Origin of the sequence: Bradyrhizobium sp. Bra78 (assembly GCF_024519855.1) — a bacterium.
GTDB lineage: Bacteria > Pseudomonadota > Alphaproteobacteria > Rhizobiales > Xanthobacteraceae > Bradyrhizobium > Bradyrhizobium japonicum_G.
The window spans coordinates 314,438-339,368 of record NZ_JALJRE010000003.1; the positions used below are offsets into that span (position 1 = coordinate 314,438).

Below are 24,931 nucleotides of genomic sequence, written 5' to 3' on the forward strand. Positions count from 1 at the left end.
AAACTCGCGTTTTGAGCATATGCCCACGCGTTGGGCGTATGTTCAACTCACGGACGGAAGATTGTCAAGCAGTCGCGCGGGCGTTTTGGCAACTTCTGAGTGCTGCGATGCGGGAAGGATGTCGCGTACTGCGAGTGTGGTGGCAGTTGTCCGGGCAAGCGCCCGCGGCTTGCTCCACCTCTCCCGCTTGCGGGAGAGGGAGCGCAGTCCCGATGCGGCTACGGCGAACGGCCCTACCGCTCCAGAATCGCCCTCGCCGTCGCCTCGTCGGTGATCAGGCCGTTGATCAGGCGTCCATTCAGCGCGGCCGCGATCGCCGGCACCTTGGCCGCGCCGACGGCGGCCCCGATCGTCGTGGTCCTCGCCGGCACTTCCGGCGAAATGCTGGTGAGGCGCTTGTTGGTGCCGCCCTTGAGCACGCGGCCCTTGGAATCATAGGCCCAGCCGGTGATCTCGCCGATGGCCCCCTGGCGCATCATCTCGAACAATTCGTCGCGGGTGACGAAGCCGTCGACATGGACCTGCGCCTTCTGGTCCATTTGCCCGATGCCGACGAGGCGCAGATCGGCCTTGGCCGCAACCGCCTTCACCTTCGCGATCGGCTCGATCCTGACCATCTTGTTGCGCTCGTCCTCCGAGGACATCAGGAACGGCAGCGGCATCGGATAGTGGCGCGCACCGGTGCGGTCGGCGAGCCGGCCGACGGTGTCGTAGAAGCTCGCAGAACCGTCAGCGGAGATATTGCCGACCAGCGAGACGATCTGGTGATTGGGCCGGTCGATCGGCGTGACGCGCTCGACCGCGGCGCGCACCGCGCGCCCCGTGCCGAGTGCGACGATGACGGGCGTCTCCGACCGCAGCGTCGCGTCCAGCAGATTGGCGCAACGTTCGGCAATTCCCGCGGTGGCCTGCGGCGCAGCAGGATCGGCCGGCACCACCTCGCAATGGGCAAGGTCAAAACGCTCCTTCAGCCGCGCGGCCAATTCCATGCAGGCGGCGATAGGGTGTTCGAGCCGAAAGGTGATCAGACGTTCGGCAAGGCACAGCGACACCAGCCGCTGCGCCGAAGCGCGCGAGACCTGGAGCATCTTTGCGATCTCGTCCTGGGTGTGGCCGGCAATGAAATAGAGCCAGCCGGCGCGCGCGGCATCGTCGAGCCTGGATTTTTCGTTCTCGGCGGCCATGGCGGGCGTCAGGCGTCCTTCCAGAAATCGCTCATGCGCGCGAAGACCCGATCGGCCCCGGCGCCGGACAATATAGCCTGTCCGTCGCGTCCGCGATAATGGCTGCCGCCGACAAATCCCCAGACGGTCATGCCGGCCGCCTTCGCCGCCTGCACTCCGCTGACGCTGTCCTCGATCACCAGCGTGCGCGCAGGTTGCACATCCATCTTCGCCGCCGCATGGAGAAACAGGTCCGGGGCCGGCTTGCCGTGCCTGACCATTTGCGCCGTGTAGATCCGTTGGCCGAAAGATGGCGCAAGGCCGGTCACCTTCAGCGACAGCGCGACGCGGTCGAGATCACTCGACGAGGCCACGCAATAGGGCACGCGCAGGCCGGACAGGACGATTTCGACGTCCGGAACCGGATGGAGCGCCTGCTCGAAGGCGGCCAGCACGCGCGATTTCAGCCGGAGGGGGAAATCGACCGGCAGCACGTGGCCGAGCTCGCGATAATGCTGCGTGACCGCGCTCGTGCTCCGCCCGAGAAACAGCTCGAGCGCCTGCGCAAGCGTCAGCGATATCCCGAATGCGGACAGCTCGTCGGACAGGCACTGGCAGCTCAACAGCTCGCTGTCGACGAGCACGCCGTCGCAATCGAAGACGACGAGGTCGGGCTCTGGCCGGATTTGGTCCATCCCGCCATTCGATCATATACCCAATCTCTGAGCAATAGTTCGGCTGGAACCGAGCGCGGCGATTTTACCTTCGGTTCAATGAGCAACCTGCCGGCAGATCGCCGGCAGCGCCGCAGGCACTATCGTCCCCTCACCTTCGCTGGTTATACACGTCGATGCACACCGCCCCGAGCAGCACCAGGCCCTTGATGACCTGCTGATAGTCGATGCCGATGCCGAGGATGGACATGCCGTTGTTCATCACGCCCATGATCATGGCACCGACCACGGCGCCGCCGACACGCCCCACTCCGCCATAGGCCGAGGCGCCGCCGATGAAGCAGGCGGCGATGACGTCGAGCTCGAAGCCGAGTCCGGCCTTCGGGGTCGCGGTGTTGAGGCGCGCGGCGAAGACGAGGCCGGCGAGCGCGGCCAGCACGCCCATGTTGACGAAGGTCAGGAAGGTCAGCCGCTCGGTCTTGATGCCCGACAGGCTTGCCGCTTTCGCATTGCCGCCAACCGCGTAGACCTGCCGGCCAATCACGGTGCGGCGGGTGACGAAGCCGTAGAGTGCGATCAGCGCGGTCATGATGACCAGCACGTTCGGCAGGCCCCGATGCGAGGCGATCAGATAGGTGAAATAGAGCACGGCGCAGGCCAAAAGAATGCTCTTGCCGAGGAAGAACGCGTAAGGCTCGACCTCGATGCCGTGCAACTGCTCGCGCGAGCGGCCCTTGGCGCTGGCATAGACGAGGCCGAGCGCGAGCACGGCACCGATCAGCATGGAGGTCGGATGCAGCGTGCCGGCCTCGGGCAGCACTTCCGGAATGAAGCCGGAGGACAGTTTCTGGAAGGTCGCCGGAAACGGCCCGAGCGACTGGCCCTGCAACACCGCGAGCGCGAGGCCCTTGAACACCAGCATGCCGGCCAGCGTCACGATGAAGGACGGGATCTTGAAATAGGCGACCCAATAGCCTTGCGCCGCGCCGATCGCCGCCCCCAGCAGCAGGCAGGCGATGAAGGCCAGCGTGTAGTCGACCTTGTATGTCACCATCAGCACGGCGGCCACCGCGCCGACGAAGCCCGCGACCGAGCCGACCGAGAGATCGATATGGCCGGTGACGATCACGAGCAGCATACCCAGCGCCATGATGACGATGTAGCTGTTCTGGAGCACCAGATTGGTCAGGTTGAGCGGCTGCAGCAGCGTGCCGCCGGTCATGACCTGGAAGAACAGCATGATCGCGATCAGCGACAGCAGCATGCCGTAATTGCGCAAATTGTTCTTGATGAAGCTGCCGTGCCGGCGCTCCTCGGGCAGCGAAACCGTCTTGTCGGTCATGGCTGCGATCCTCCCATCTCGGCGCCCGCCAGGGCGCTGCTCCCATAATTTCTGTCGTTGCGCATGATGGCACGCATGATCTTTTCCTGCGTCGCCTCTACGCCCTTGAATTCCCCGACGAAGGCGCCGTCGTTCATGACACAGATGCGGTCGCAGATGCCGAGCAGCTCGGGCATCTCCGAGGAGATCACCACGACGCCGCGGCCGGCCTCCGCGAGCTCGTTGATGATACAGTAAATTTCGTATTTGGCACCGACGTCGATGCCCCGGGTCGGCTCGTCCAGGATCAAGACCTTGGGATCGGTCATCAGCCATTTCGACAGCACCACCTTCTGCTGGTTGCCGCCGGAGAGCTGGCCGGTCTCCTGGTAGACGTCGGAGCAGCGGATGCGCATGCGGCTCTTGTAATCGCTGGCGACCTTCAGCTCGGCGATGTCATCGATCACGCGGTTAGGCGCGACCTGGTGGAGGCTTGCGAGCGTGATGTTCTTGCGGACGTCGTCGGCGAGGATCAGGCCGAGCTGCTTGCGGTCCTCGGTGACATAGGCAAGGCCGGCGTCGATCGCCGCCGCGACGCTCGGCAGCGCGATCTCACCGCCTTCGAGCCGGATGCTGCCGCTGATATTGGTGCCCCAGGACCGGCCGAACAGGCTCATCGCAAACTCGGTGCGGCCGGCGCCCATCAGCCCGGCGATGCCGACGACTTCGCCGCGCTTGACGCCGAAGTTGACGTTCTTGATGACCTGCCGCTCGGGATGAATGGGGTGATAGACCGACCAGTTCTCGACGGTGAGGACAGGCTCGCCGATCTTCACGCTGCGCTCGGGGAAGCGATGGGCGAGATCGCGGTTGACCATGCTGCGGATGATGCGGTCTTCCTGGATCGGCTCGGCACGGCAATCGATGCTATCGACGGTGCGGCCGTCGCGCAGCACGGTGATGTGGTCGGCGACCTTGGCGACCTCGTTGAGCTTGTGCGAAATCAGGATTGAGCCGATGCCCTGGTCGCGGAAGGCCATGAGGCGTTCGAGCAGCGCGGCGCTGTCGGCCTCGTTGAGGCTGGCGGTCGGCTCGTCCAGGATCAGCATCCGCACCCGCTTGGACAAGGCCTTCGCGATCTCGACCAGCTGCTGCTTGCCGACGCCGAGGTCGGTGATCAGCGTATCCGGGGATTCCTTCAGGCCGACCTGCGCGAGCAGGTCCCGTGTCCGCCGGTACACCTCGTCGCGGTCGATCACGCCTAACTTTGACGGCGGATGCGACAGGAAGATGTTTTCCGCGATCGACATCAGCGGGATCAGCGCCAGCTCCTGATGGATGATGATGATGCCAAGCGCCTCGGAATCGTTGATGTCACGAAAACGCCGCTCCTCACCCTCGAAGATGATGGTGCCCTCGTAGCTGCCGTGCGGATAGACGCCGCTGAGCACCTTCATCAGCGTCGACTTGCCGGCGCCGTTCTCGCCGACGAGGGCATGGATCTGCCCGGCGTCGACCGAGAAATTGACGTCGCGCAGCGCCTGGACGCCGGCAAAGCTCTTGCTGACGTTGCGCATCTCCAGCATTGCGGTCATCGTTTCATGTCCCATCCGTTACTTCAGCCCGCCCCGCTGGCGGGGAGAGCATAGGCCGCTTTGTGCGGCCGTTCCTGGAAACGCCGAGCCAGAGCTTCGGCTATGCGCGAAGCGATCGGGTGAGGGAGAGTCTCCGCGAAGAGTTCGCCCTCACCCGCACCCTCTCCCCGCAAGCAGGGAGAGGGAATAGGCCCCTTACTGGAACTGCGCCTTCTTGTAGTAGCCGCTATCGACCAGAGTCTTCTCCCAATTGTCCTTGTAGACCACGACCGGCTTCAGGAGATAGGACGGCACGGTCTTGGCGCCGTTCTCGTAGGTCTTGGTGTCGTTGACCGTGACCTGCTTGCCGGCGAGCGCGGCGTCGACCATGTCGGCGGTCACCTTGGCGAGATCGCGGGTGTCCTTGAAGATGGTCGAGTACTGGTCGCCGCGCAGCATCGCCTTGATCGAGGGCACCTCGGCGTCCTGGCCCGAGATAATCGGCATCGGCTGGTCGGCGCTGCCGTAGCCCACGCCCTTCAGCGAGGAGATGATGCCGATCGAGAGGCCGTCATAGGGCGACAGCACCGCGTTGACCTTCTTGTTGCCGTAGTAGGCGCTGAGCAGATTGTCCATGCGGGCCTGGGCGGTGGCGCCGTCCCAGCGCAAGGTCGCGACCTTGTCCATGCCCATCTGACCGGAGGCGACCACGAGCTTGCCGCTGTCGATATAGGGCTTCAGCACGCTCATCGCGCCGTTGTAGAAGAAGTACGCGTTGTTGTCGTCGGGCGAGCCGCCGAACAGCTCGATGTTGAACGGGCCCTTGCCTTCCTTGAGGCCGAGCCCCTTCTCGATCGATTGCGCCTGGAGCACACCGACCTGGAAATTGTCGAAGGTCGCGTAATAGTCGACGTTCGGCGTGCCGCGGATCAAGCGGTCATAGGCGATCACGGTGATGCCCTTCGCCTTGGCCTGCTTGAGCACGTCGGACAGCGTGGTGCCGTCGATCGCGGCGATCACCAGCGCCTTGGCACCCTTGGTCACCATGTTCTCGACCTGCGAGAGCTGGTTCGGGATGTCGTCCTCGGCATATTGCAGGTCGGTGTTGTAGCCACGCTCCTTCAGCACCTTGACCATGTTGTTGCCATCGTCGATCCAGCGCGCGGAGGATTTGGTCGGCATCGCGATGCCGACCGTCGCCTTGTCCTGCGCGGAAGCGGCGACGCCCGTGGCCATCGTCGCAGCGCCGGCCAGCGCCAGCGCGAGGAATGTCGTCTTCAGTTTCAGCATATTTCACTCCCTTGGGTGTCAAACTGTTTCTTCGTTTCGTCGAGAACGTTGGTCGTATGCGGCTTCGGTCCTCCTATGCAAGCTTGACGTCGGGCTCCGCGCGCCCTCGCGCGGATGCCTCGAGCAGAAAGGTGCGGCCGGCCTGCGGATCGGCGGCGCGCGCCGCCGCGTCCATGTCCTGCCAGGCCGAGGTGACGAGGAGGCGCGACAGATCGGGGCCGACGAAGGCCGGGCAGCTCGCCTGCTTTGCCGGCACGCTCAATGAGCGCAGGCGCTCGCCCTGCGGGCTATAGACGTCGACCCGGCTAGCGCCCCAGCACGCATTCCAGATCCGCCCGTCGGCGTCGCACACCGAGCCGTCGAGACCGCCGATGCCGGTGTGGCGCAGCAACACCTCGGGCTCGCCGCGCGGCAGACCGGTCGCGGGATTGAGCGGCACCGCGTAGAGCACCGCGCGCGCGGTGTCGGCGAAGTAGCCAATGCCGCCGTCCGGAGAGAAGCAGATCGAGTTGGGAATGCTGATACGCGGGAACAGCAGCGAGATCTTGCCGCGGTGGAACGCGTAGATCGCGCCTGCCCCTGCTTCCGCCTTGCGGCCCATGGTGCCGATCCAGAACGTGCCGGACTGATGCACGCGGGCATCGTTGGAGCGCGTCGCGGGATTGTCGGCTTCGAGCGGACAGAGCAGCGTCATCGCGCCGTCGGCGAGCGTGCGGATATAGAGGCCGTCCTCCGCGACGATCAACTGGCGGCCGGCGTCGATGCGCCCGAGCGCGCTCGCCATCCGGCCGAGCACGTGGACGCGAATGCCGCCACGGCCGAGTTGTGCCTCGAACAGCCGCCCCTCGCGGATGTCGAACCACCAGGCCGTATCGGTGGTCACGTCATAGGTCGGCCCTTCGCCGAGATGGCAGGGATCGTCCGACAGAACGGACGTCGGCACCTCTTCCATCATGGCGACCTCACTGCGAAGCGATAGACCGTGTGATGGCGGTAGACCTGGCCGGGATCGAGGCGCGGGCTCGGAAAATCCGGCCGGTTCGGCGAATTGGGCCACATATGCGGCTCAAGGCAGATGGCGTCCGACTGGCGATAGAGCTTGCCGCCCTTGCCCGAAATCGTGCCGTCGAGATAGTTGCCGGAATAGACCTGGAGGCCGGGCTGATCGGTGAACAGTTCCATGACGCGCCCCGAGCGCGGCGCCTCCAGCCGCGCCGCCAGAGCAAGCTTGCCGTCGCTTGCGAGGCAGTAGGTGTGGTCATAACCCCTGCCGTTGCGCAATTGCTGGTCGTTCTCGCGGATGCGTTGGCCGACGGGCCGCGGCTCGCGGAAGTCGAACGGCGTGCCGGCAACGCTGCGCGGCGGCTCCGGCAACGGAATGGCGGTGGGATCGATCGCGAGGAAATGCTCGGCAGCGACCATCAGCTTGTGATCGAGAGTTGGCGTCCCCGAATTTGCGCCTTCCAGATTGAAGAAACTGTGATTGGTCAGGTTGACGATGGTCGGCCGATCGGTCCGCGCCTCCATGGTCAGCGATATCTCGGCCGGGCCGGTGACGCGATAGGTCAGGCGCACATCGAGCCGACCGGGATAGTTCTCCTCGGCATGCGGGCTCGTGTAAGTCAGCGTGACTGCAGGCCTGGCGCCGTCGTCGATCTCCGCAATATCCCAGAGCTTGCGGTCGAAGCCGTCGAGGCCGCCGTGCAGCGCATTCGGACCGTTGTTGACGGGAAGCTGCACCGTTTCGCCGTCGAGCGAGAACTGCCCGTTGGCGATGCGGTTGGCGTAGCGGCCGACGGTGGCACCGAAGAACTTCCGTTCGGCAAGATAACCTGCGAACGTGTCATGGCCGAGCACGACGTCGTCATGGCCGCCCCTGGCATCCGGCGCGATCAGTGCCTGGATCACCGCGCCGTGGGTGATGATGCGCGCTTCGAATCCGCCCTCGCCGCGCAGCACGATGCGCTCCACGCTGCGGCCGTCCGGCAGCGTTCCGAAGACGTCTTTTGCTATTTTCGAGCCAGCCATGATCAATCCACAAACGGTTCGACGACAGTGCGCCTGCCGAGCAGGAAGGCGTCGGCGACCAGACGAAGCGGCGCGAGATCGACGTCGCTCGCGCCGGTTTCGGCAAGCGTGACGAAGCGCCGGTAAAGCTCCCGATATTCCTCATCCGGCGCCTCGGCAACGGTTTTGCCGTCAATCGCCATGCGCCGGCCGCCGCCGGACAGCGTCAACCGGCCCTGGTCGGTTTCGACGAGGATATCCCAGCTCTGCGGCCCGGTCTGCCGGAAGTCGAACTCGGCGGTCACAGGCAGGCCGCCAAGGTCGGTCAGCGTCAGGCTCGCGGCGATCGGCGCCTGGCAATTGGCGGGGAATGAAAGATCGGCCGCGGTGACGAACACCGGCTTCGGCAGTATCCTGGTCAGGATCGACAGCGCATTGATGCCGGGATCGAACACGCCGAGCCCGCCCGGCTCCCAGATCCAGGCCTGCCCGGGATGCCAGACGCGGACGTCCTCCTTCCAATTGATATGCACGGAGGCGATCCGCCGCGTCGCGAGCCACTCGCGCGCCGGCTCGACTGCCGGCGCATGACGCGAATGCCAGGTCGCAAACAGCGTTCGCTTTGCCTCCCCCGCCATCGCGATCAGCGGATCGAGCTCGGCAACGCCGATGCCCGGCGGCTTCTCCAGCATGACGTGCTTGCCGGCTTTGAGCGCTGCAGCGGCCTGGGCGCGGCGCACTTGAGGCGGCGTGCAGAGCGACACGGCGTCGATCGGCGGGCCCTGCTCCAGCAATTCCTCGATGGTGGCGAAATGCGGCAGCCCCGGCAGCGATGCGTTGCGGCTGGCGACCGCCGCGAGCGTCGCGCCAGGCACCGCTGCGATCGCGCCGACATGCTGGTCGCGCGCGATCTTGCCGAATCCGACGATGGCGATGCGAAGTTCAGTCACGATTTTTCTCCAGCTTCCGCGGATGGCAACTCGCCCGGCGCGGCTACGGTCACCGCACCCTCATGGCGGCGCATGCCGTTGTGAATGACGTAGATCATCGCCTCCGATGCAGTCGCGGCGTCACCGGCCGCGATGGCATCGACGATCTTCTGGTGCCAGAGCAGCACGGTGTCGCGGTCCTCGGGTTCGACCGGCGCACTGAGCAGGAACGAGGCGCGCAACGCAGCCTCGATGACATGCCCGATCGAGCGCATGAAAAGATTTCCGGACGCGCGCGCCACGGCGACGTGGAGCGCGAGGTCGGCATCGGCGAAGCCGACGGAGTCGGAGGCTTCGAGCCGCATCCGTTCCATGCTGCGACGGAGCTCGGCGAGATCCGCCTCCGACCGCTGCCCCGCCGCCAGCCCGGCCGCGCGCGGCTCGACCGCGAGGCGGATCTCGGCGAGGTCGTTGAGGAAGCGCTTGTCGATGCCGGCGTCCAGGTGCCAGGCCAGCACGTCGGCGTCGAACATGTTCCAGGCGGTGCGCTCGCGCACCACGGTGCCGACCCGCGCCTTGGTGGTGAGCAGGCCCTTGGCGACCAGGGTCTTCACGCTCTCCCGCAGCACCGGCCGCGAGACGCCGAACATCGCAATCATCTCGGCGTCACCGGGCAGGCGCGTCCCCTCCCCGTAGCGGCCGGCGATGATGTCGATGCCGATCGACTGCGCCACCTCCGCGTGGTTGGAATGGGCCCGCCGCGTCGGGATCACGACGATGCGCGAGGTCATGAGGCAGCTCCCACGCTCTTCGCCGCCGGCCGGCGCGCCAGCGCGACCAGCCCCTGTTGCAAGGCGATGAAGGCGAACAACAATACGCCGGTCGCGATCTTGGTCCACCAGCTCGACAGCGTGCCGTCGAAATTGATGTAGGTCTGGATCAACCCCTGGATCAGCACGCCAAGGAATGTGCCGATCACCGAGCCCTGCCCGCCCGTCAGCAGCGTGCCGCCGATCACGACGGCCGCGATGGTGTCGAGCTCGACGCCGACGGCGGAGAGCGAATAGCCGGCGCTGGTGTAAAACGAGAACACGATGCCGGCAATGCCCGCGAGCACGCTCGACAGCATGTAGATCCTCACCGTCATCCTGCCGACGGCCACGCCCATCAGGCTCGCCGCGGCCCGGTTGCCGCCGAGCGCGTAGACGTTGGCGCCGAACCGGGTGAGCTGCAGCAGCAATGCTCCGCCGATGACGATCACGAGCATGATGATCGCGATCGCCGTCAATCGCCCGCCACCGGGCATCCGCAAAGCGAAGTCCGACACGGTGGAATAGACCGGCGCGGTGATCGGCACCGATTCGGTCGAGAGCAGGAAGCTTGCACCACGGGCCAGGAACATGCCGGCGAGCGTCACGATGAAAGGCGGCAGATCGAAGACATGGATGATCGCGCCCATCGCCGCGCCAAAGGCCGCCGAGATCGCGAGAATGGCGACGAAGGCGAGCAGCGGCGGCACGCCCCAGCGCTCGATCGCCAGCGCCACGAATACCGTGGTGAAGCCGATCACCGAGCCGACCGACAGATCGATGCCGCCGGAGATGATGACGAAGGTCATGCCGGTGGCGACGATGCCGAGGAAGGCGTTGTCGGTGAGGAGATTGCCGACCACGCGCGTCGAGGCGATGTTGGGGAATTGCACCGCGCAGAGCGCGAATCCCGCGACGAGCACGATGGCCGTGATGAGGACGGGCGGCAGGCCTTTCATGCTTTCGTCCCCCGCAGCCGCGCGATCATTGCTGCGATCCCCGAGAATTTCGGCGATTGCAGCAGCAGCACCGCGAGCACCACCACCGCCTTGACCAGCAAATTGAACTCCGGCGGATAGCCTGACAGCAGAATGCCGGTGTTCATGGTCTGGATGATCAGCGCGCCCAGCACGGCCAGAATGAGGCTGAAGCGGCCGCCGAACAGCGAAGTGCCGCCGATCACCACGGCCAGGATCGCATCGAGCTCGAGCCAGAGGCCGGCATTGTTGGCATCCGCACCCATGATGTCGGCGGCCGCGATGACGCCGGCAAGAGCGGCGCAGACGCCGCACCAGACATAGACCGCCAAGATCATCGCGCGGGTGCCGACGCCGGCAAGCTCGCTCGCCCGCGCATTGCCGCCGGTCGCCTCGATCAGCAGCCCCAGCGCCGAGCCGCGCACCACCGCGGCGGTGAGGATCAGCATGCCGATGGCAATCGCAATCGGCACCGGCAGGCCGAGCACGGCACCATTGCCGAGCCAGACCAGATCCGGTGAGGAGAAGGTCACGATGCGGCCTTCGGTGATGAGCTGGGCGATGCCGCGGCCCGCCACCATCAGGATCAGCGTCGCCACGATCGGCTGCATGCCGAGCACCGCGACGAGAAATCCGTTCCACAATCCGCAGATCAGGCCCGCGCCGAGCGCCGCCGCCAGCACCACGGGCAGGCCGTGAGTGTCGGCGAGACTCGCCGCAATCGCGCCGGAGATCGCCATCACTGCGCCGACCGACAGATCGATGCCGCGCGTCGCAATCACCAGCACCATGCCGAGCGAGAGCAGCGCCACCGGCGTGCCGCGGTTGAGCACGTCGATGAGGCTGCCGAACAGGCGGCCGTCCTGGAGGCGCAGGTCGAAGAATTGCGGCGAGACAACGCGATCGACCGCCAGAATGACGATCAGCGCCAGGATCTGGGCAAGGCCGCGGCGCGGCAACAGCGCGGTCATGCCCGGCTCTCATGCGAGATGCTGGCGCCATCGGCGGCAATGGCTGTGAGAATGCTGCCGACGTCGATCGCCTCGCCCGCGAGCTCCTCGACATGGGCGCGATCGCGCAGCACCACGACGCGGTCCGAATAGGTCACGATCTCGTCGAGCTCGGACGAAATCACGAGCAGCGCCAGACCGTCGTCACAGAGCCCGCGGATCAGGCGGATGATCTCGGCATGCGCGCCGACGTCGATGCCGCGCGTGGGTTCATCCAGCACGAGGAGCCGCGGCGAGGTCGCGAGCCAACGCGCCAGCAGCACCTTTTGCTGATTGCCGCCGGACAACAGGCCCACCGGACGTTCCGGATCCGAGGGGCGGATGTCGAGCATTTTGACGTAGCGGCGCGCAATCTCATCCTGCTCGCGGCGCGACAGCGGCCGATGCAGGCCGCGCTTGGCCTGAAGCGCCAGCACGATGTTCTCGCGCACGGTGAGCTCGGCGACGATGCCGTCGGTCTTGCGCTCCTCCGGGCAGTAACCAAAACCGTGGCGCACGCCGTCGCGCGGCGACTGCAGCCGGACAGGCGCGCCTTCCACCCTCGCCTGCCCGCGGTCGGCGCGCTCGGCGCCGAACACCAGCCGTGCGGTTTCGGTGCGGCCCGAGCCCAGCAGGCCGGCAAGGCCGACGACCTCGCCATGGCGCAGCTCGAGATTGAACGGCGCGATATAACCGGCCTTGCCGTAGTTCTCGAAACTGGCGCAGATTTCGCGCGGCATCTGCTCGCCTGCCGCGGCTCGCGCGCTGGTGGTTTCGGCAAGCTCGCGGCCGAGCATCATCCGGATCAGCTCGATCCGCGGCAACGAGGCGGCCTCGCGCTCACCGACCAGGCGGCCGTTGCGCAACACGGTGATGCGATCGGAGATCTCGTAGACCTGGTCGAGGAAATGGCTGACGAAGACGATGCCGATGCCGCGCTTTGCGAGCTGGCGCATGATGCCGAACAGGATTTCGACTTCGTGACGGTCGAGGCTGGCGGTCGGCTCGTCCAGGATCAGCACGCGCGCGGAGAGATCGACGGCGCGCGCAATCGCGGTGACGTGCTGTACGGCGACGGAATAGCTGCCGAGCGGTGCTGATACGTCGATGTCGAGACCGAAATCCGCAAGCAACGCCTTGGCGCGACGTCGCATCTCGCCTTCACGCACGATGCCGAAACGCATCGGCTGGCGGTCGAGGAACAGGTTCTGCGCCACCGAAAGGTTCGGCAGCAGGTTGACCTCCTGGTAGACGGTGGCGATGCCCGCCTGAAGCGCAGCCTTGGCCGAACGCGGCGCGACCTCTTCGCCACCGAGCCTGACGATGCCGGCATCGCGCGGGAACACGCCGGTGACGACCTTGATCAGCGTGGACTTGCCGGCGCCGTTCTCGCCGAGCAGCGCATGGATCTGACCTGCGCGAAGCGTGAAGTCGACCTCCTGCAACGCGCGCACCGCCCCGAAACTCTTGCTGAGCCCGCGCACCTCCAGCAGGGACGGAGCAGGATCCGGGCTGTTCTCCATGGCAAATTCACTCCCACCGGTGCCCGCGGATGACGCGAACACCCAGCCTAGTCGTACGCGCAGCGGTTTCGAAGGGGCTGCCGGACCGCAGGGAACGGTCCGGCGCGGCGCCCGCCTCAGTAACCGAGGCCCTTCTTGCTGTCGTAGATCTTCTGCGGATCGTCGGCGGCAGTATAGAGCTTGGAGTCGGTCTGGATCCACTTCGGCGGAACCGTGCCCTTGCCCTTGAAGGCCGCGATGGCATCGAGTGCCGGACCCGCCATGTTCGGCGTCAGCTCGACCGTGGCATTGGCTTCGCCGGCGGCCATCGCCTTGAAGATATCCGGGACCGCGTCGATGGAGACGGTGAGGATTTCCTTGCCGGGCTTGAGGCCGGCTTCCTTCATCGCCTGGATGGCGCCGACCATCATGTCGTCGTTATGCGCGTAGACCGCGCAGATCGACTTGCCGCCGCCTTCGGCCTTGATGAAGCTCTCCATCACTTCCTTGCCCTTGGCGCGGGTGAAGTCGCCGGTCTGGCTGCGCACCACTTTCAGGTTCGCATGCTTGGCGATGGCGGTGTCAAAACCCTTCTTGCGGTTTGCGGCGACGCTGGCGCCGACCGTGCCCTGCAATTCGACGATGTTGCAGGCTTTAGCCCCGACGGTCTTGGCCAGCCAGTCCCCGGCGACCTCGCCTTCGTGCACGCTGTCGGAGGTCACGGCGGTGAGATAAAGATCCTTGCCGGAGGGATCGATGTCGCGGTCGAGCAGCACGACCGGAATCTTGGCCTCCTTGGCTTCCTTCAGCACCGAGTCCCAGCCGGTCGAGACGACCGGCGCGAGAAAGATCGCATCGACGTTCTGCGCGATGAAGGAGCGGATCGCCTTGATCTGGTTCTCCTGCTTCTGCTGCGCGTCGGCGATCTTGAGATTGACCTTGCGCTTGGCGGCCTCCTGCTTGGAGACCGACGTCTCGGCTGCGCGCCAGCCGGATTCCGATCCGATCTGCGAAAAGCCGATGGTGAGTTCGGCGGCGCTGGCCGGCAGCGCGAGGAGCAAGGCGGCCGTGGCGCTGGCCGCGAAGAGGGCTTTGAGGATCATCAGGCGTGTCTCCCAAATGTTATCCCGGGCGCCCCATTGGTAGCATGACACCCGACGACCGCCCTTTCCGGACGGTGAAGGCACTATTTCACGGAACATCGGTTCCGACTAGTCATATTATCTGACTATTGAACGGAAATGCAGGGCGGGCGGATGGGCGCTATCTACGACACACCCAAAGCGTTTTAGTTCCAGAAATGCAACGAAAAGATGAAGAAAATGATGCGGTAGTTGGGATGAGGGCACTCTCTGCGAGGACGGTCAAAGACGGACCCGCAACCTCTCTTCCCCATCATCGCGAGCGCAGCGAAGCAAACCAAAGCCTCTTCGCGGAGCGATCCTGGATTGCCTCGCTGCGCTCGCAATGAGGACGTAGAGCTCTGCGGATGTCGACCAAATCGACTCGCGAAGAAGCCCCCTCACCCCGCATCCGCCTTCGCTGAAGCTTCGGCGGACAAGCGCGGGGAGAGGTGAAAAGCTAGATCAGCTTCCGCTGCGCCAAATTCTTCATCAGCGCACCGATGCCGAAGGTCCAGGGCTCGCACTCGTCGCTGGTCCGCATGCGGTTGACGAGCTTGCCGAGCTGCGGCGCTGAGATCGTGACGATGTCGTCGCGCTTGTGGGTGAACCCCTGCCCCGGCGCGTCGCGATCCTTGACCGGCGCGAACATGGTACCGAGGAACAACACGAAACCATCTGGATATTGATGGACCTTGCCGATCGTCTGCTCGACGAGGTCCGTGGGATCGCGGCTGATCATGCTGATCGAGGAATGGCCGTCGAGAACGAAGCCGTCCGCGCCCTTCACGTTCAGGCTGATGTCGAGCTTGCGCGCGTCGTCGAGGGTAAAGCTGTCGTCGAACAGGCGCAGCAACGGGCCGATCGCGCACGAGGCGTTGTTGTCCTTGGCCTTCGACAGCAAGAGCGCAGAGCGTCCCTCGAAGTCGCGCAGGTTCACGTCGTTGCCGAGCGCGCCGCCGACGATCTTGCCGCGGCTCGACACGAACAGGACCAATTCCGGCTCGGGGTTGTTCCAGGTCGACTTCGGATGCAGCCCGGCATCCATGCCGGTGCCGACCGAGGACAGTGTCGGGGCCTTGGTGAAGACCTCGGCGTCCGGACCGATGCCGACCTCGAGATACTGGCTCCAGGCATTCTGATCGATCAGCACCTGCTTCAGATGCATGGCCTGGTCCGAGCCAGGCTTGAGCTTCGACAGATCGTCACCGATCAGCCGCGTCACTTCTTTCCGGATCGCCTCGGCCGAGGCCGGATTGCCTTTCGCCCGCTCCTCGATCACGCGCTCCAACATCGAGATGGCGAAGGTGACGCCGGCCGCCTTCAATGTCTGGAGATCGACGGGCGCAAGCAGCCACGGCTTTTTCGGGTCGCGCCTATCGGGTGCCGTATTGGCCACGATGGCGTCGAGCTCGCCGATGCGCTCGCCCTTGGTCGCAGCAAGCGCCTTGGCCGGATTGTCCTCCTCGCAGAGCGCGCTGACGGTGGGGAATTTCGCGGTGACGTCGAACACGCCATCGCCGCGCACGGCGACCACGGCCGGGCCATTCGCCTGCGGCAGCCAGACGCGGCCGACCAGCGTCCCCTTCGTTCCATCCTCGGGGAGAAGGTCTTTAACCGTCAATGTCGTCATGGCCGGCGTCCTCGCTGTTTTTCGGACCGGCCGCGTTCACGGCAGCCGATCCCATTGGCGAAGACCAATAAACGTCTGGCTCCGGAAGTCCAGAGCGCCAGCGCGCCGCGCTTCTATGCCCCTGCCCGCGCCTTTCGGGCCGCGATCTGCTGCAGCGCCCAGCGCGCGTTCTTCCGGACATCGGGATCGGAATCGTCGGCGATGACGGCCAGGAACGCCTCGCCGTCGGGATGGGCGATCTCGCCGAGCGCGGCAGCCGCCTCCTTGCGTAAATTGGCCTGGTCGTGATTGACGCAATTGCCGATCGAGCGCACCGCGCGCTCGATCTTCATCCTGCCGAGGCTGCGGATCGCCTTCAGCCGCACCTGCCAGAACTCGTCGGCAAGGCATGCAACCAATTGATCGGCGGCAATTGCGCCGTTGACGTTGAGACCGAGCGTCTCCGCCGCCATCTCGCGAACCATCCAGTCGGTGTCCTTCAGCGCGCGGGTAATCGTCTCCGCCGCCGGCTTCAGTTGGGAAAACGCCAGCGCACTCACCGCAGCGCGGCGCACATGGGCGTCGGGATCGTTGATCAGCGCGGTCAGCGCGGGGATCGATTCTTCCAGCTTGAGGAAGCCGATCACACCGATCGCCTGGACGCGGACGGCGGCATCCGTATCCTGGAGCGCTTCCAGCGCCGGCTTGAGCGTGTCCTTGCAGCGCAGCTCCTTCAGCGCGCGCAACGCGCCCATGCGAACGAAGGCGTGGGCGTGCTTCACCAGCGGCAGGATGACTTCGGCGCAGGCGGGATCCTTGAACTCGGCCATGCTGTCCGCCGCGGCCGATGCCACGATCCTTTCGGGATCGACCAGCAGCTTCACCAGCGCACTCGCCGCTTCCGGCCCGTCGAACTCGCCGAGCGCCATCGCGACCTGCTGGCGCACGCCGGCGTCGGGATCGGCGACCATGTTGGCGAGATGGACGACCGCAGCCGGATCGCCGGAATGGCCGAGCGCGATGATGGCGACGCGGCGCTCGGCGGGATCGGCGGCCTGAAGCCGCTCGTCGGCGTCTTCGAGGTCGTCGTAGGATTCGAACGGGCTCGACATGATCACCTCAACAGATAGGGAATGTTGACGGTGACGGCGCCAGTCGGACAATCGGCCTCGCAGGGCATGCAGTACCAGCACTCGTCATAGGCCATGTAGGCCTTGCCGGTCATGTCGCTGATACGGAGGACGTCGAGCGGGCAGACGTCGACGCACACGGTGCAGCCCTTGTCGGCGATGCATTTGGCGTCGTCGACGACCACCGGAACCGATGTCTGATAGGAAGCGAGAGGCATTGGATGTCTCCTGTTGCTATGTTCTGGTGGGTCAGGCCGAGGCGCGGATGCGCTGCTTGTCGTAGAGGTCCTTCTCGTCGTCGGCGATCGGCACGACATAGGGCTCCACGGCACGCTTCTCGCTGGTCATCTTGCCGTTCTGCTTGCTCAGCAGGGTGTGGCAGAACCAGTTTTCGTTGTCCTTCTCGGGAAAATCCGTGCGCCAGTGATAGAGGCCCCAGCGGCTTTCCTCGCGGTACAGCGAGGCATGCACCGCCATGTCGGCGCAGTCCATGATCGACTGCACTTCGAGCGCGCGGAGCAATTCGTGTGCGTTGCGCGCGATCATGTGCTCCTGCATGTCCTCGCGCGTCTCTGCGAGACGGCGCATCCCGAGCTCGTATTTGCGGGTGACCTTCGGCGGTTGGAGATAGTCGTTGACCAAGCGCCTTGTCTTGTACTCGACCTGGTTCGGCGGAATGCCGTCCTCGCGCCTGGTCGGTGCCAGCACGCGGTCGCGTTCCTTCGCCACATCCTGCGCATCGAACTCCGCAAAATCGTGATTGTCGGCAAACTCCATCGCATCGATGCCCGCGACCGAGCCGTTGGTGAAGGCGCCGAGCATGTAGTTGTGCGGCACGCTCGCCATGTCGCCGGCGGCGTAGAGGCCCGGCACGGTAGTGCGGGCATTGTCGTCGACGAACACACCCGAGGCGCTGTGGCCGGAGCAGAAGCCGATCTCGGAAATGTGCATCTCGATCGACTCGTTGCGGTAGTCGACGCCGCGCCCCTGCTGGAACAGGCCGCGCGTCGGCCGCTCCACCTTGTGCAGCGTCGATTCAATCTCGGAGATGGTGTCGGGATGCAGATGCTTGAGCTGGAGGAACACCGGACCCTTGCCGGACAAGAGCTCGTTATAGAACTCGAGCATCATCTGGCCGGACCAGTAGTCGCATTCGATGAAGCGCGATCCCTCGTTGTTGGCGGTGAAGGCACCGAACGGGCCGGCGACATAGGCGCAGGCCGGGCCGTTGTAATCCTTGATCAGAGGGTTGATCTGGTAGCATTCGAGGTTCGCGAGCGCGGCGCCGGCGTGATAGGCCATGGCATAGCCGTCGCCGGAATTGGCGGCGTTCTCGTAGGTGCCGAACATGTAGCCCGAGGTCGGCAGACCGAGCCGGCCGGCGGCGCCCATGCAGAGGATCACGGCCTTGGCCTTGATCACCAGAATCTCGGCGGTGCGGGTGTTGACGCTGATCGCGCCGGCAATGCGGCCGTCGGCGGATTTCAGAAGTCGCGTCGCCATGTAACGGTTCGAGATCAGGATGCGGGCGCGGCGGAGCTGGCGGTACAGCGCCTTCTTCACGGTCTCGCCGTTCGGCATCGGCAAGACATAGGTGCCGATATGGTGCACCTTCTTGACTGCGTAGTCGCCGTTCTCGTTCTTCAGGAAGCGGATGCCGAAACTGTCGAGCTCCTCGATGATGCTGTAGCAGTTTTGCGCGTATTTATAGACCGCCTTCTGGTCGACGATGCCGTCATTGGCGATGGTGATTTCCTTGGTGTACTGCTCAGGCGTCGCGTAACCGGGGATGACGGCATTGTTGAGCCCGTCCATGCCCATCGAGATCGCGCCGGAGCGCTTGACGTTGGCCTTTTCGAGCAGGACGACGTTGGCCTTCGGATTCTTCAGCTTCGCCTTCAGCGCCGCCATCGGGCCGGCCGTGCCGCCGCCGATGACGAGCACGTCGCAGGAAACCTCCGAAAGTCCGTCGACGATCTGATCTAGTGCCATCGCTTGCTCCTGGTTCGCCGGCAGGTCCGGCGCCTTTGCATCAGATTTGTTCAGGGGGCTTTCCGGCGATAGCAATTAGTTGTCGCCGGAGGCCGATTTGTCCTCAGCGCTCGACGAAAGCCTTCTCGATCACGAAGTGGCCGGGCCGGCTGTGATTGCCCTCGACAAAGCCGCGCGCGGAAAACATCGCGGGGAGTTCCTCGAGCATCGCCGGGCTACCGCACAGCATGATGCGGTCGGTCTCGATATCGAGGCCGGATTGCCCGATGTCGTCGAACATCTGGTTCGAAGCGATCAGGTCGGTGATGCGGCCGCGGTTCCTGAACGGCTCGCGGGTGACCGTGGGATAGTAGACGAGCTTGTCACGGATCAGCGGCCCGAAGAATTCGTGATTGCGCAAGCCATCCACCAGGTGCTCGCCATAGGCAAGCTCGGAGACCTGGCGACAGCCATGGGCAAGCACGATGGTCTCGTAATTCTCGTAGACGTCGGGGTCCTTGATCAGGCTGGCGAAGGGCGCAAGGCCGGTGCCGGTCGAGAGCAGCAAGAGACGCTTGCCGGGAATGAGATTGCCGGTGATCAGCGTGCCCGTGGCCTTGCGGCCGACCAGGATGATATCGCCTTCCCTGATCTTCTGAAGGCGCGAGGTCAGCGGCCCGTCCTGGACCTTGATCGAGAAGAACTCGAGCGCATCCTCGTGATTGGCGCTCGCCATGCTGTAGGCCCGCATCAAGGGCTTGCCCTCGACCTCCAGCCCGATCATGGCGAACTGCCCGTTCTGGAAGCGGAAGCCGGGATCGCGCGTCGCGGTGAAGCTGAACAGCGAGTCGGTCCAATGTCTGACCGACAAAACCGTTTCCTTCTGAAATGCGCTCATCCGTCGTCTCTCCTTGTCGCGATGGCGCACAAGGTTTCGGAGAGACGGGACTCCGGCAATGCGGAACTGAAATTTCCGGTCGATTAGTTTCACATTTCGCGGGCGATGACCGAAGAGGAAGCAGTAAAGGTCGGGCGACCTGCCTCGCCGCGCCTCCGCGCCGGCAATTAGTTGCTATTCGCGCCGGCCAGCGACAACGTAGAAGAGAGGTCGGAGATACGTCATGACCATGACCTTGGTGGCACCGACCGTGGCCGACTATGAAGCAAGCGCTGATCTCGCGACGCTCCTCGTCCGCACAACCGAGGGCGATGCACTCAGCCTGCCCGCCGAGCAGCTCCGCCTCTCCTGCAAATGCGCCCACTGCACCCGCGCCCGCTTCGACGGCCGCTTCCCCGATCGGTTTCCCGGCATCGCGATCACCGAGATCGGCGATCTCGGTTACGGTCTGAACATCTCGTTTTCGGATGGGCACGACCGGGGGATCTATCCCAAGCCATATCTGCTGAGCCTGGCGGGGCGGTAGGTCCAAACCACGTCACCAACTCCGCAGGCATTCCCTGCGACCCGGCTACGCCAAGGCTTCGCCGGGGCTGAAGTCCAGGGGCGCCGAAGCTCCAGCATAGTCTGCAAGCGGGGAATCCGGTACGCCGCAGCTTCTCCGTATCCCATTGCAATCCCTGGAATACTGGATCGTCCGCCTTCGCGGGCGATGACAGTGGAGTGATTGGCACGGACATTGCTCGTCTTTAGAACGATTTGAACGTTCCGGAGGCAGATGATGTTGCAGGCGGCCAATGTGGTTCGCGGGACGGTTCCCGCAACGGTCCGGCCTGCCGGCAGCTCCTCGCTGTTGCTCACCGAAAACCAGCAATGGATCGGTGGACCGCCGGCGCTGATGGACAAGCTCACTCAGCGCGAGCGGGAGCTGGTGCTGAAGCAGGGCCGCCGCAAGGTGCTCAACCGCGGCCAGACGCTGTTCAGCCAAGGCGGCAGGCATGACGGTATCTGGCTGATCGAGAGCGGCCGTATCCGGGTGTTCTACACCTCCCCGCTCGGCCGCGAGATCACGCTGGCCTACTGGCATGTCGGCAATTTCGTCGGTGGGCCCGAGGTATTCGAAGGCACCGTGCACCAATGGTCCGGTGTTGCATCCAGCAATTGCAGCGTCGTGCACCTGCCCGGAAAAGAGCTGCGAGCGCTTGCCGTGGATATCCCGAATCTGGCCATCGGCCTGATCGAAGGGCTTACTTTCAAGGGCAAGTGCTATTCGGCGCTGGCCCAGATGCTGGGAACACGCTCGATCACGCAGCGCCTCGCACATCTGCTGCTGCATCTGGTCGACCTCTACGGCGTCGAGGACGCCGACGGCCGGGTGATCGCGGCGGCCTTCACCCATGCCGACATCGCTCACATGGTCGGCGCGACCCGGCAATGGGTCACGATCAGCCTGAAGCGCATGCAGGAAAAGGGAATCGTCGTGACCAAGCGGTCGCAGATCGTGGTCTGCCGGACCGACGTGCTCGAGGAGATGCGCGGCCAGGCGGCCGATTAAAGCGGCCGCGATCAGGGTCGATGCACAGGCAAGCGGCTTTATAGTGCAGGACTGCCCAAGGAGTATGCAATCAGCTTTTCCCGGCAACTAATCGACTGCGGCGGACATTCCGGATTTGCCCTGCTCTCGCCCTCACCCAATCATGGCAACCACAGCACATCCAACCGAATGAGGATGAGAATGGTCCGCCATCTTCCCACGCTCTCGATCGCGATGTCGGTGACGTCGCTGGCGCTTCTTCTCGCGCCGCCGGCCTCGGCGGAAACCGTCACGCTCGGCATCGGAATACAGGACACGACGACGAACACGGTCACGGCCGGCGCCGTCATCCGCCAATTGCATCTCCTCGAAAAATACCTGCCGAAAGACGGCAAATACGCCAACATCAAATTCGAGATCGAATGGCAGAATTTCACCTCCGGCCCGCCCGTCACCAACGCGATGATGGCGAACAAGCTGCAGATCGGCATGATGGGCGACTACCCGCTGATCGTGAACGGCTTCACCTTCGACAGCAATCCCGAGAGCAAGAGCCGCCTGATCGGCATCGCCGCCTATAGCCTGTCCGGCTCCGGCAACGGCATCGTCGTTCACAAGGATTCGCCCTACTACGATCTCGCCGACCTCAAGGGCAAGCTCGTCAGCGTACCATTCGGCTCCGCCGCGCACGGCATGGTGCTCAAAGCGATGCAGGACCGCGGCTACGGGTCGGATTTCTTCCAGCTCGTCAGCCAGAGCCCGGAGGTCGGCTCGACCAACCTCCAGGAGAAGAAGATCGACGCGCATGCCGACTTCGTCCCCTTCGCCGAGCTGCTGCCGTTCCGGGGCTTTGCGCGAAAGATCTTCGACGGTGTCGAGACCAATTTGCCGACCTTCCACGGCATCGTGGCCCGTACGGACTTCGCCGAGAAATATCCTGAAGTCGTCGTCGCCTACTTCAAGGCTCTGATCGCCGCCAATCAGTGGCTGCGCGACGATCCCAAGCTCGCCGCCGAGAAAATCCAGGAATGGACCGGCATCAACAAGGAAGTCGTCTACATCTTCTTAGGTCCCGGCGGCAACATGACCACGGATCCCACGATCAAGCCGGCGCTGATCGACGCCGCCACGGCCGACGTCAAGGTGCTGCAAAACCTCGGCCGCATGAAGGAGTTCGATCCGAAAAAATGGGTCGACGACAGCTACATCCGCAAGGCCTTTGCCGAGATGAAGCTCGACTATGACGCGCAGCTTGCGAGCACGAAGAACTATGAGATTTCCGGCGAGGATTCCTTCTGCAAGAAGCCGATCACCGATCCGCGCAAGGCCGGCGAGGTCTGGGTCGACGACGCCGGAATCCTGCCGTTCTCGTCGGCCGCCTGCACGCTCGGCGCCTATGCCGACTTCAAGGCCAAGGGCAAGAAGATCAATGTCGCCTACGTCTTCGACGGCACACGCGGCATCAAGCTGTTCGCCAACCAGGCGTTCTTTGCGGTCGGAAATGGCGAGGTCGCCCCGTTCCTGCTCAAGAAGGACGCCGAAGCCTACGCCGCCAAGATCAGCGGCAAGGTGCTGGGCTTCGACGACGCGGTGAAGGCGGCGGTCGGCGGAGGCAAGACGTGAGCAGTCCCGCCCTCCTCAGACAAACCGAGGACAGCATGTCGGCAAGTGCAATCGCGGAAACGACCTCCGTGCCCGCCACCACTCCACCCGCGGCACCGCCCTCCTTCAGCACGCTCGCGCTGCGCTGGTACCGGCTCAACCGGGACGGGCTGCGCGCGATCGCGATCGGCATCGTCTCGCTCGCCGCCTTCCTGCTGGTCTGGCACCTGCTCACGACCTACCGCGTCGTGTTCTTCGTGCGCTTCACCAACGTGCCCTCGCCGCTCGCGGTCTATGCGAGCTTCACCAAGGCGATCCACGATCCCAAATTCCTGATGCACATCGTGCTGAGCTGCCGGCGCATCTTCATCGGCTTCTCCCTCGCGGCGATCGTCGGCGTGCCGCTCGGCCTGATCATGGGACGCTTCAAGCTGGCGCATGAGATCATCTTCCCCGTCGCGGAGGTGCTGCGGCCGATCCCTGCGATCGCCTGGGTGCCGATGGCGATCATGCTGTGGCCGACCAACGAGCAGAGCATCGTCTACATCACGTTCCTCGGCTCGTTCTTCCCGATCCTGGTCAACACGCTGCACGGCATGTCGCTCGTCGACCCGGTGCTGGTGCGCGCGGCGCAATGTCTCGGCGCACGCGAACGCTCGATCTTCCGCGAGGTGTATTTTCCGGCGTCGCTCCCGCACATCTTCACCGGCCTGACCGTCGGCATGGGCGTGGCCTGGGTGTCGCTGATCGCCGCCGAGATGATCTCGGGGCAGTACGGCATCGGCTATTTCACGTGGGAGGCTTATTCGCTGGTCCAGTACGCCGACATCGCGCTCGGCATGATCGCGATCGGCGTGCTCGGCCTCGGATCGAGCATGTTGATCCGGGGCGCCGGACGATTGGTGATGCCGTGGAGGCTGAAATGAACGAAATCCCGACCAAAGCACCGCAGGGTCATATCGAGGTCAGAAACTTCTCGCTCAGCTACGAGAGCATCGAGGGACCGGTCGAGGCCGTCACCGATACGCAGATTCACGTGAAGCCCGGCGAGTTCGTCTCGATCGTCGGCCCGTCCGGCTGCGGAAAGTCGACGCTGCTCAATGCGGTCGCCGGCTTCCTCAAGCCGACCACCGGCGTGGTCACCGTCGACGGGGAGCGCGTGAACGGCCCCAGCGCCGAGCGCGGCATGGTGTTCCAGCAATATTCGCTGTTTCCCTGGAAGACCGTGCGGGAGAACGTCGAGTTCGGCCTGAAGATGCGCGGCATGGCGCGCTCGCAGCGCGAGCGCGCTGCCCGCACGCTGCTCGGGCTCGCGGGTCTCGAGGCCTTCGAGAAGCATTATCCGGAAAAGCTCTCCGGCGGCATGAAGCAGCGCGTCGGCATCGTCCGCGCGCTCGCGACGGGGCCGAAAGTGCTGCTGCTGGACGAGCCCTTCGGCGCGCTCGACGCGCAGACCCGCGTCATCATGCAGCAGATCCTCACCAACATGTGGCAGCGGCTGAAGATCTCGGTGCTGTTCGTCACCCACGACATCGACGAGGCGATCTTCCTGTCCGACCGCGTCTACTGCATGACCGCGCGTCCGGGCTCGATCAAGGCGGAAATCCCGATCCCGCTGGAGCGGCCGCGGCAGCAATCGATGATGATGTCCTCGGAATTCCTGGCGCTCCGCCGCGGGCTGATGTCGCTGATCCGCGAGGAAAGCCTGAAGGCGATGGGCGGTGAGATCAGCGACATGGGCCTGCAGGGGCTCAACATCGAGCTGCACGGGCATTCGCTCGCGGATGTGATCTGATTCATCTCGACGCTTGCACGCTGCCTTCCCGTC

Annotated in this window: 23 protein-coding genes; 5 read left to right on the forward strand and 18 right to left on the reverse strand. The window is 64.6% G+C overall.

All coding sequences use genetic code 11. The features are described 5' to 3' along the window. Window positions 1-233 precede the first annotated feature (233 nt). From OC450_RS08855 to OC450_RS08940, 18 genes are all read right to left on the reverse strand, one after another. Window positions 234-1,184: a sugar-binding transcriptional regulator gene (locus OC450_RS08855; RefSeq protein ID WP_256806301.1), complete on the reverse strand. Its 951-nt coding sequence runs from the start codon at window positions 1,182-1,184 to the stop codon at window positions 234-236. Window positions 1,185-1,192: 8 nt separating this feature from the next. Further along, window positions 1,193-1,858: an HAD family hydrolase gene (locus OC450_RS08860; protein WP_211383033.1), complete on the reverse strand. Its 666-nt coding sequence runs from the start codon at window positions 1,856-1,858 to the stop codon at window positions 1,193-1,195. A gap of 130 nt (window positions 1,859-1,988) precedes the next feature. Beyond that, window positions 1,989-3,179 carry a multiple monosaccharide ABC transporter permease gene (gene mmsB / locus OC450_RS08865; RefSeq protein WP_211383032.1) on the reverse strand — a complete coding sequence of 397 codons (1,191 nt, stop codon included), beginning with the start codon at window positions 3,177-3,179 and terminating at the stop codon, window positions 1,989-1,991. Next, complete coding sequence (gene mmsA, locus OC450_RS08870; RefSeq protein WP_211383031.1) at window positions 3,176-4,753, reverse strand: multiple monosaccharide ABC transporter ATP-binding protein; 1,578 nt, start codon at window positions 4,751-4,753, stop codon at window positions 3,176-3,178. The genes mmsB and mmsA overlap by 4 nt, the downstream gene beginning before the upstream one ends. A 195-nt stretch (window positions 4,754-4,948) precedes the next feature. Then, the gene (gene chvE, locus OC450_RS08875; protein WP_211383030.1) at window positions 4,949-6,022 is read right to left on the reverse strand and encodes a multiple monosaccharide ABC transporter substrate-binding protein; all 1,074 of its coding nucleotides are present in this window, start codon (window positions 6,020-6,022) and stop codon (window positions 4,949-4,951) included. A 73-nt stretch (window positions 6,023-6,095) separates the two neighbouring features. Next, window positions 6,096-6,974: an SMP-30/gluconolactonase/LRE family protein gene (locus OC450_RS08880; RefSeq protein ID WP_256806572.1), complete on the reverse strand. Its 879-nt coding sequence runs from the start codon at window positions 6,972-6,974 to the stop codon at window positions 6,096-6,098. Further along, window positions 6,974-8,050 (reverse strand): aldose epimerase family protein, encoded by a 1,077-nt coding sequence (locus tag OC450_RS08885; protein ID WP_262047694.1) that lies wholly within the window; start codon window positions 8,048-8,050, stop codon window positions 6,974-6,976. The genes OC450_RS08880 and OC450_RS08885 overlap by 1 nt, the downstream gene beginning before the upstream one ends. Before the next feature lie 2 nt (window positions 8,051-8,052). Then, window positions 8,053-8,979, reverse strand: a complete 927-nt coding sequence (locus OC450_RS08890) for a Gfo/Idh/MocA family protein (protein ID WP_262047695.1) — start codon at window positions 8,977-8,979, stop codon at window positions 8,053-8,055. Continuing rightward, window positions 8,976-9,749 (reverse strand): FadR/GntR family transcriptional regulator, encoded by a 774-nt coding sequence (locus OC450_RS08895; RefSeq protein WP_262047696.1) that lies wholly within the window; start codon window positions 9,747-9,749, stop codon window positions 8,976-8,978. The genes OC450_RS08890 and OC450_RS08895 overlap by 4 nt, the downstream gene beginning before the upstream one ends. Beyond that, window positions 9,746-10,726, reverse strand: a complete 981-nt coding sequence (gene yjfF / locus OC450_RS08900) for a galactofuranose ABC transporter, permease protein YjfF (RefSeq protein WP_262047697.1) — start codon at window positions 10,724-10,726, stop codon at window positions 9,746-9,748. Before yjfF ends, OC450_RS08895 begins: the two co-directional genes overlap by 4 nt. Further along, window positions 10,723-11,715: an ABC transporter permease gene (locus OC450_RS08905; protein ID WP_211383025.1), complete on the reverse strand. Its 993-nt coding sequence runs from the start codon at window positions 11,713-11,715 to the stop codon at window positions 10,723-10,725. The genes yjfF and OC450_RS08905 overlap by 4 nt, the downstream gene beginning before the upstream one ends. Then, window positions 11,712-13,256, reverse strand: coding sequence for a sugar ABC transporter ATP-binding protein (locus tag OC450_RS08910; RefSeq protein ID WP_262047698.1), 1,545 nt, complete (start codon window positions 13,254-13,256; stop codon window positions 11,712-11,714). Before OC450_RS08910 ends, OC450_RS08905 begins: the two co-directional genes overlap by 4 nt. 116 nt (window positions 13,257-13,372) lie before the next feature. Then, window positions 13,373-14,338 (reverse strand): galactofuranose ABC transporter, galactofuranose-binding protein YtfQ, encoded by a 966-nt coding sequence (gene ytfQ, locus OC450_RS08915; RefSeq protein WP_211383023.1) that lies wholly within the window; start codon window positions 14,336-14,338, stop codon window positions 13,373-13,375. 478 nt (window positions 14,339-14,816) lie between these two features. Then, window positions 14,817-15,989, reverse strand: coding sequence for a fumarylacetoacetate hydrolase family protein (locus tag OC450_RS08920; RefSeq protein ID WP_262047699.1), 1,173 nt, complete (start codon window positions 15,987-15,989; stop codon window positions 14,817-14,819). Between the two features lie 113 nt (window positions 15,990-16,102). Next, complete coding sequence (locus OC450_RS08925) at window positions 16,103-17,080, reverse strand: HEAT repeat domain-containing protein (RefSeq protein WP_262047700.1); 978 nt, start codon at window positions 17,078-17,080, stop codon at window positions 16,103-16,105. 2 nt (window positions 17,081-17,082) lie between these two features. Further along, complete coding sequence (locus OC450_RS08930; RefSeq protein ID WP_008141081.1) at window positions 17,083-17,316, reverse strand: ferredoxin family protein; 234 nt, start codon at window positions 17,314-17,316, stop codon at window positions 17,083-17,085. A 31-nt stretch (window positions 17,317-17,347) separates the two neighbouring features. Continuing rightward, window positions 17,348-19,090 carry a fumarate reductase/succinate dehydrogenase flavoprotein subunit gene (locus OC450_RS08935; protein WP_211383020.1) on the reverse strand — a complete coding sequence of 581 codons (1,743 nt, stop codon included), beginning with the start codon at window positions 19,088-19,090 and terminating at the stop codon, window positions 17,348-17,350. Between the two features lie 103 nt (window positions 19,091-19,193). Beyond that, window positions 19,194-19,967 carry a ferredoxin--NADP reductase gene (locus OC450_RS08940; protein WP_262047701.1) on the reverse strand — a complete coding sequence of 258 codons (774 nt, stop codon included), beginning with the start codon at window positions 19,965-19,967 and terminating at the stop codon, window positions 19,194-19,196. A 229-nt stretch (window positions 19,968-20,196) separates the two neighbouring features. Here OC450_RS08940 and OC450_RS08945 point away from each other — a divergent pair, with 229 nt between their 5' ends. The 5 genes from OC450_RS08945 to OC450_RS08965 all read left to right on the forward strand — a co-directional run bounded on the left by OC450_RS08945 (window position 20,197) and on the right by OC450_RS08965 (window position 24,898). Then, window positions 20,197-20,493, forward strand: coding sequence for a gamma-butyrobetaine hydroxylase-like domain-containing protein (locus tag OC450_RS08945; RefSeq protein WP_211383540.1), 297 nt, complete (start codon window positions 20,197-20,199; stop codon window positions 20,491-20,493). A 252-nt stretch (window positions 20,494-20,745) separates the two neighbouring features. Beyond that, window positions 20,746-21,522, forward strand: a complete 777-nt coding sequence (locus OC450_RS08950; RefSeq protein ID WP_211383018.1) for a Crp/Fnr family transcriptional regulator — start codon at window positions 20,746-20,748, stop codon at window positions 21,520-21,522. A 180-nt stretch (window positions 21,523-21,702) separates the two neighbouring features. Then, complete coding sequence (locus tag OC450_RS08955; protein ID WP_211383017.1) at window positions 21,703-23,124, forward strand: ABC transporter substrate-binding protein; 1,422 nt, start codon at window positions 21,703-21,705, stop codon at window positions 23,122-23,124. Between the two features lie 35 nt (window positions 23,125-23,159). Then, complete coding sequence (locus OC450_RS08960) at window positions 23,160-24,029, forward strand: ABC transporter permease (protein ID WP_262047702.1); 870 nt, start codon at window positions 23,160-23,162, stop codon at window positions 24,027-24,029. Beyond that, window positions 24,026-24,898 (forward strand): ABC transporter ATP-binding protein, encoded by an 873-nt coding sequence (locus OC450_RS08965; protein ID WP_211383015.1) that lies wholly within the window; start codon window positions 24,026-24,028, stop codon window positions 24,896-24,898. The genes OC450_RS08960 and OC450_RS08965 overlap by 4 nt, the downstream gene beginning before the upstream one ends. Window positions 24,899-24,931: the final 33 nt, after the last annotated feature.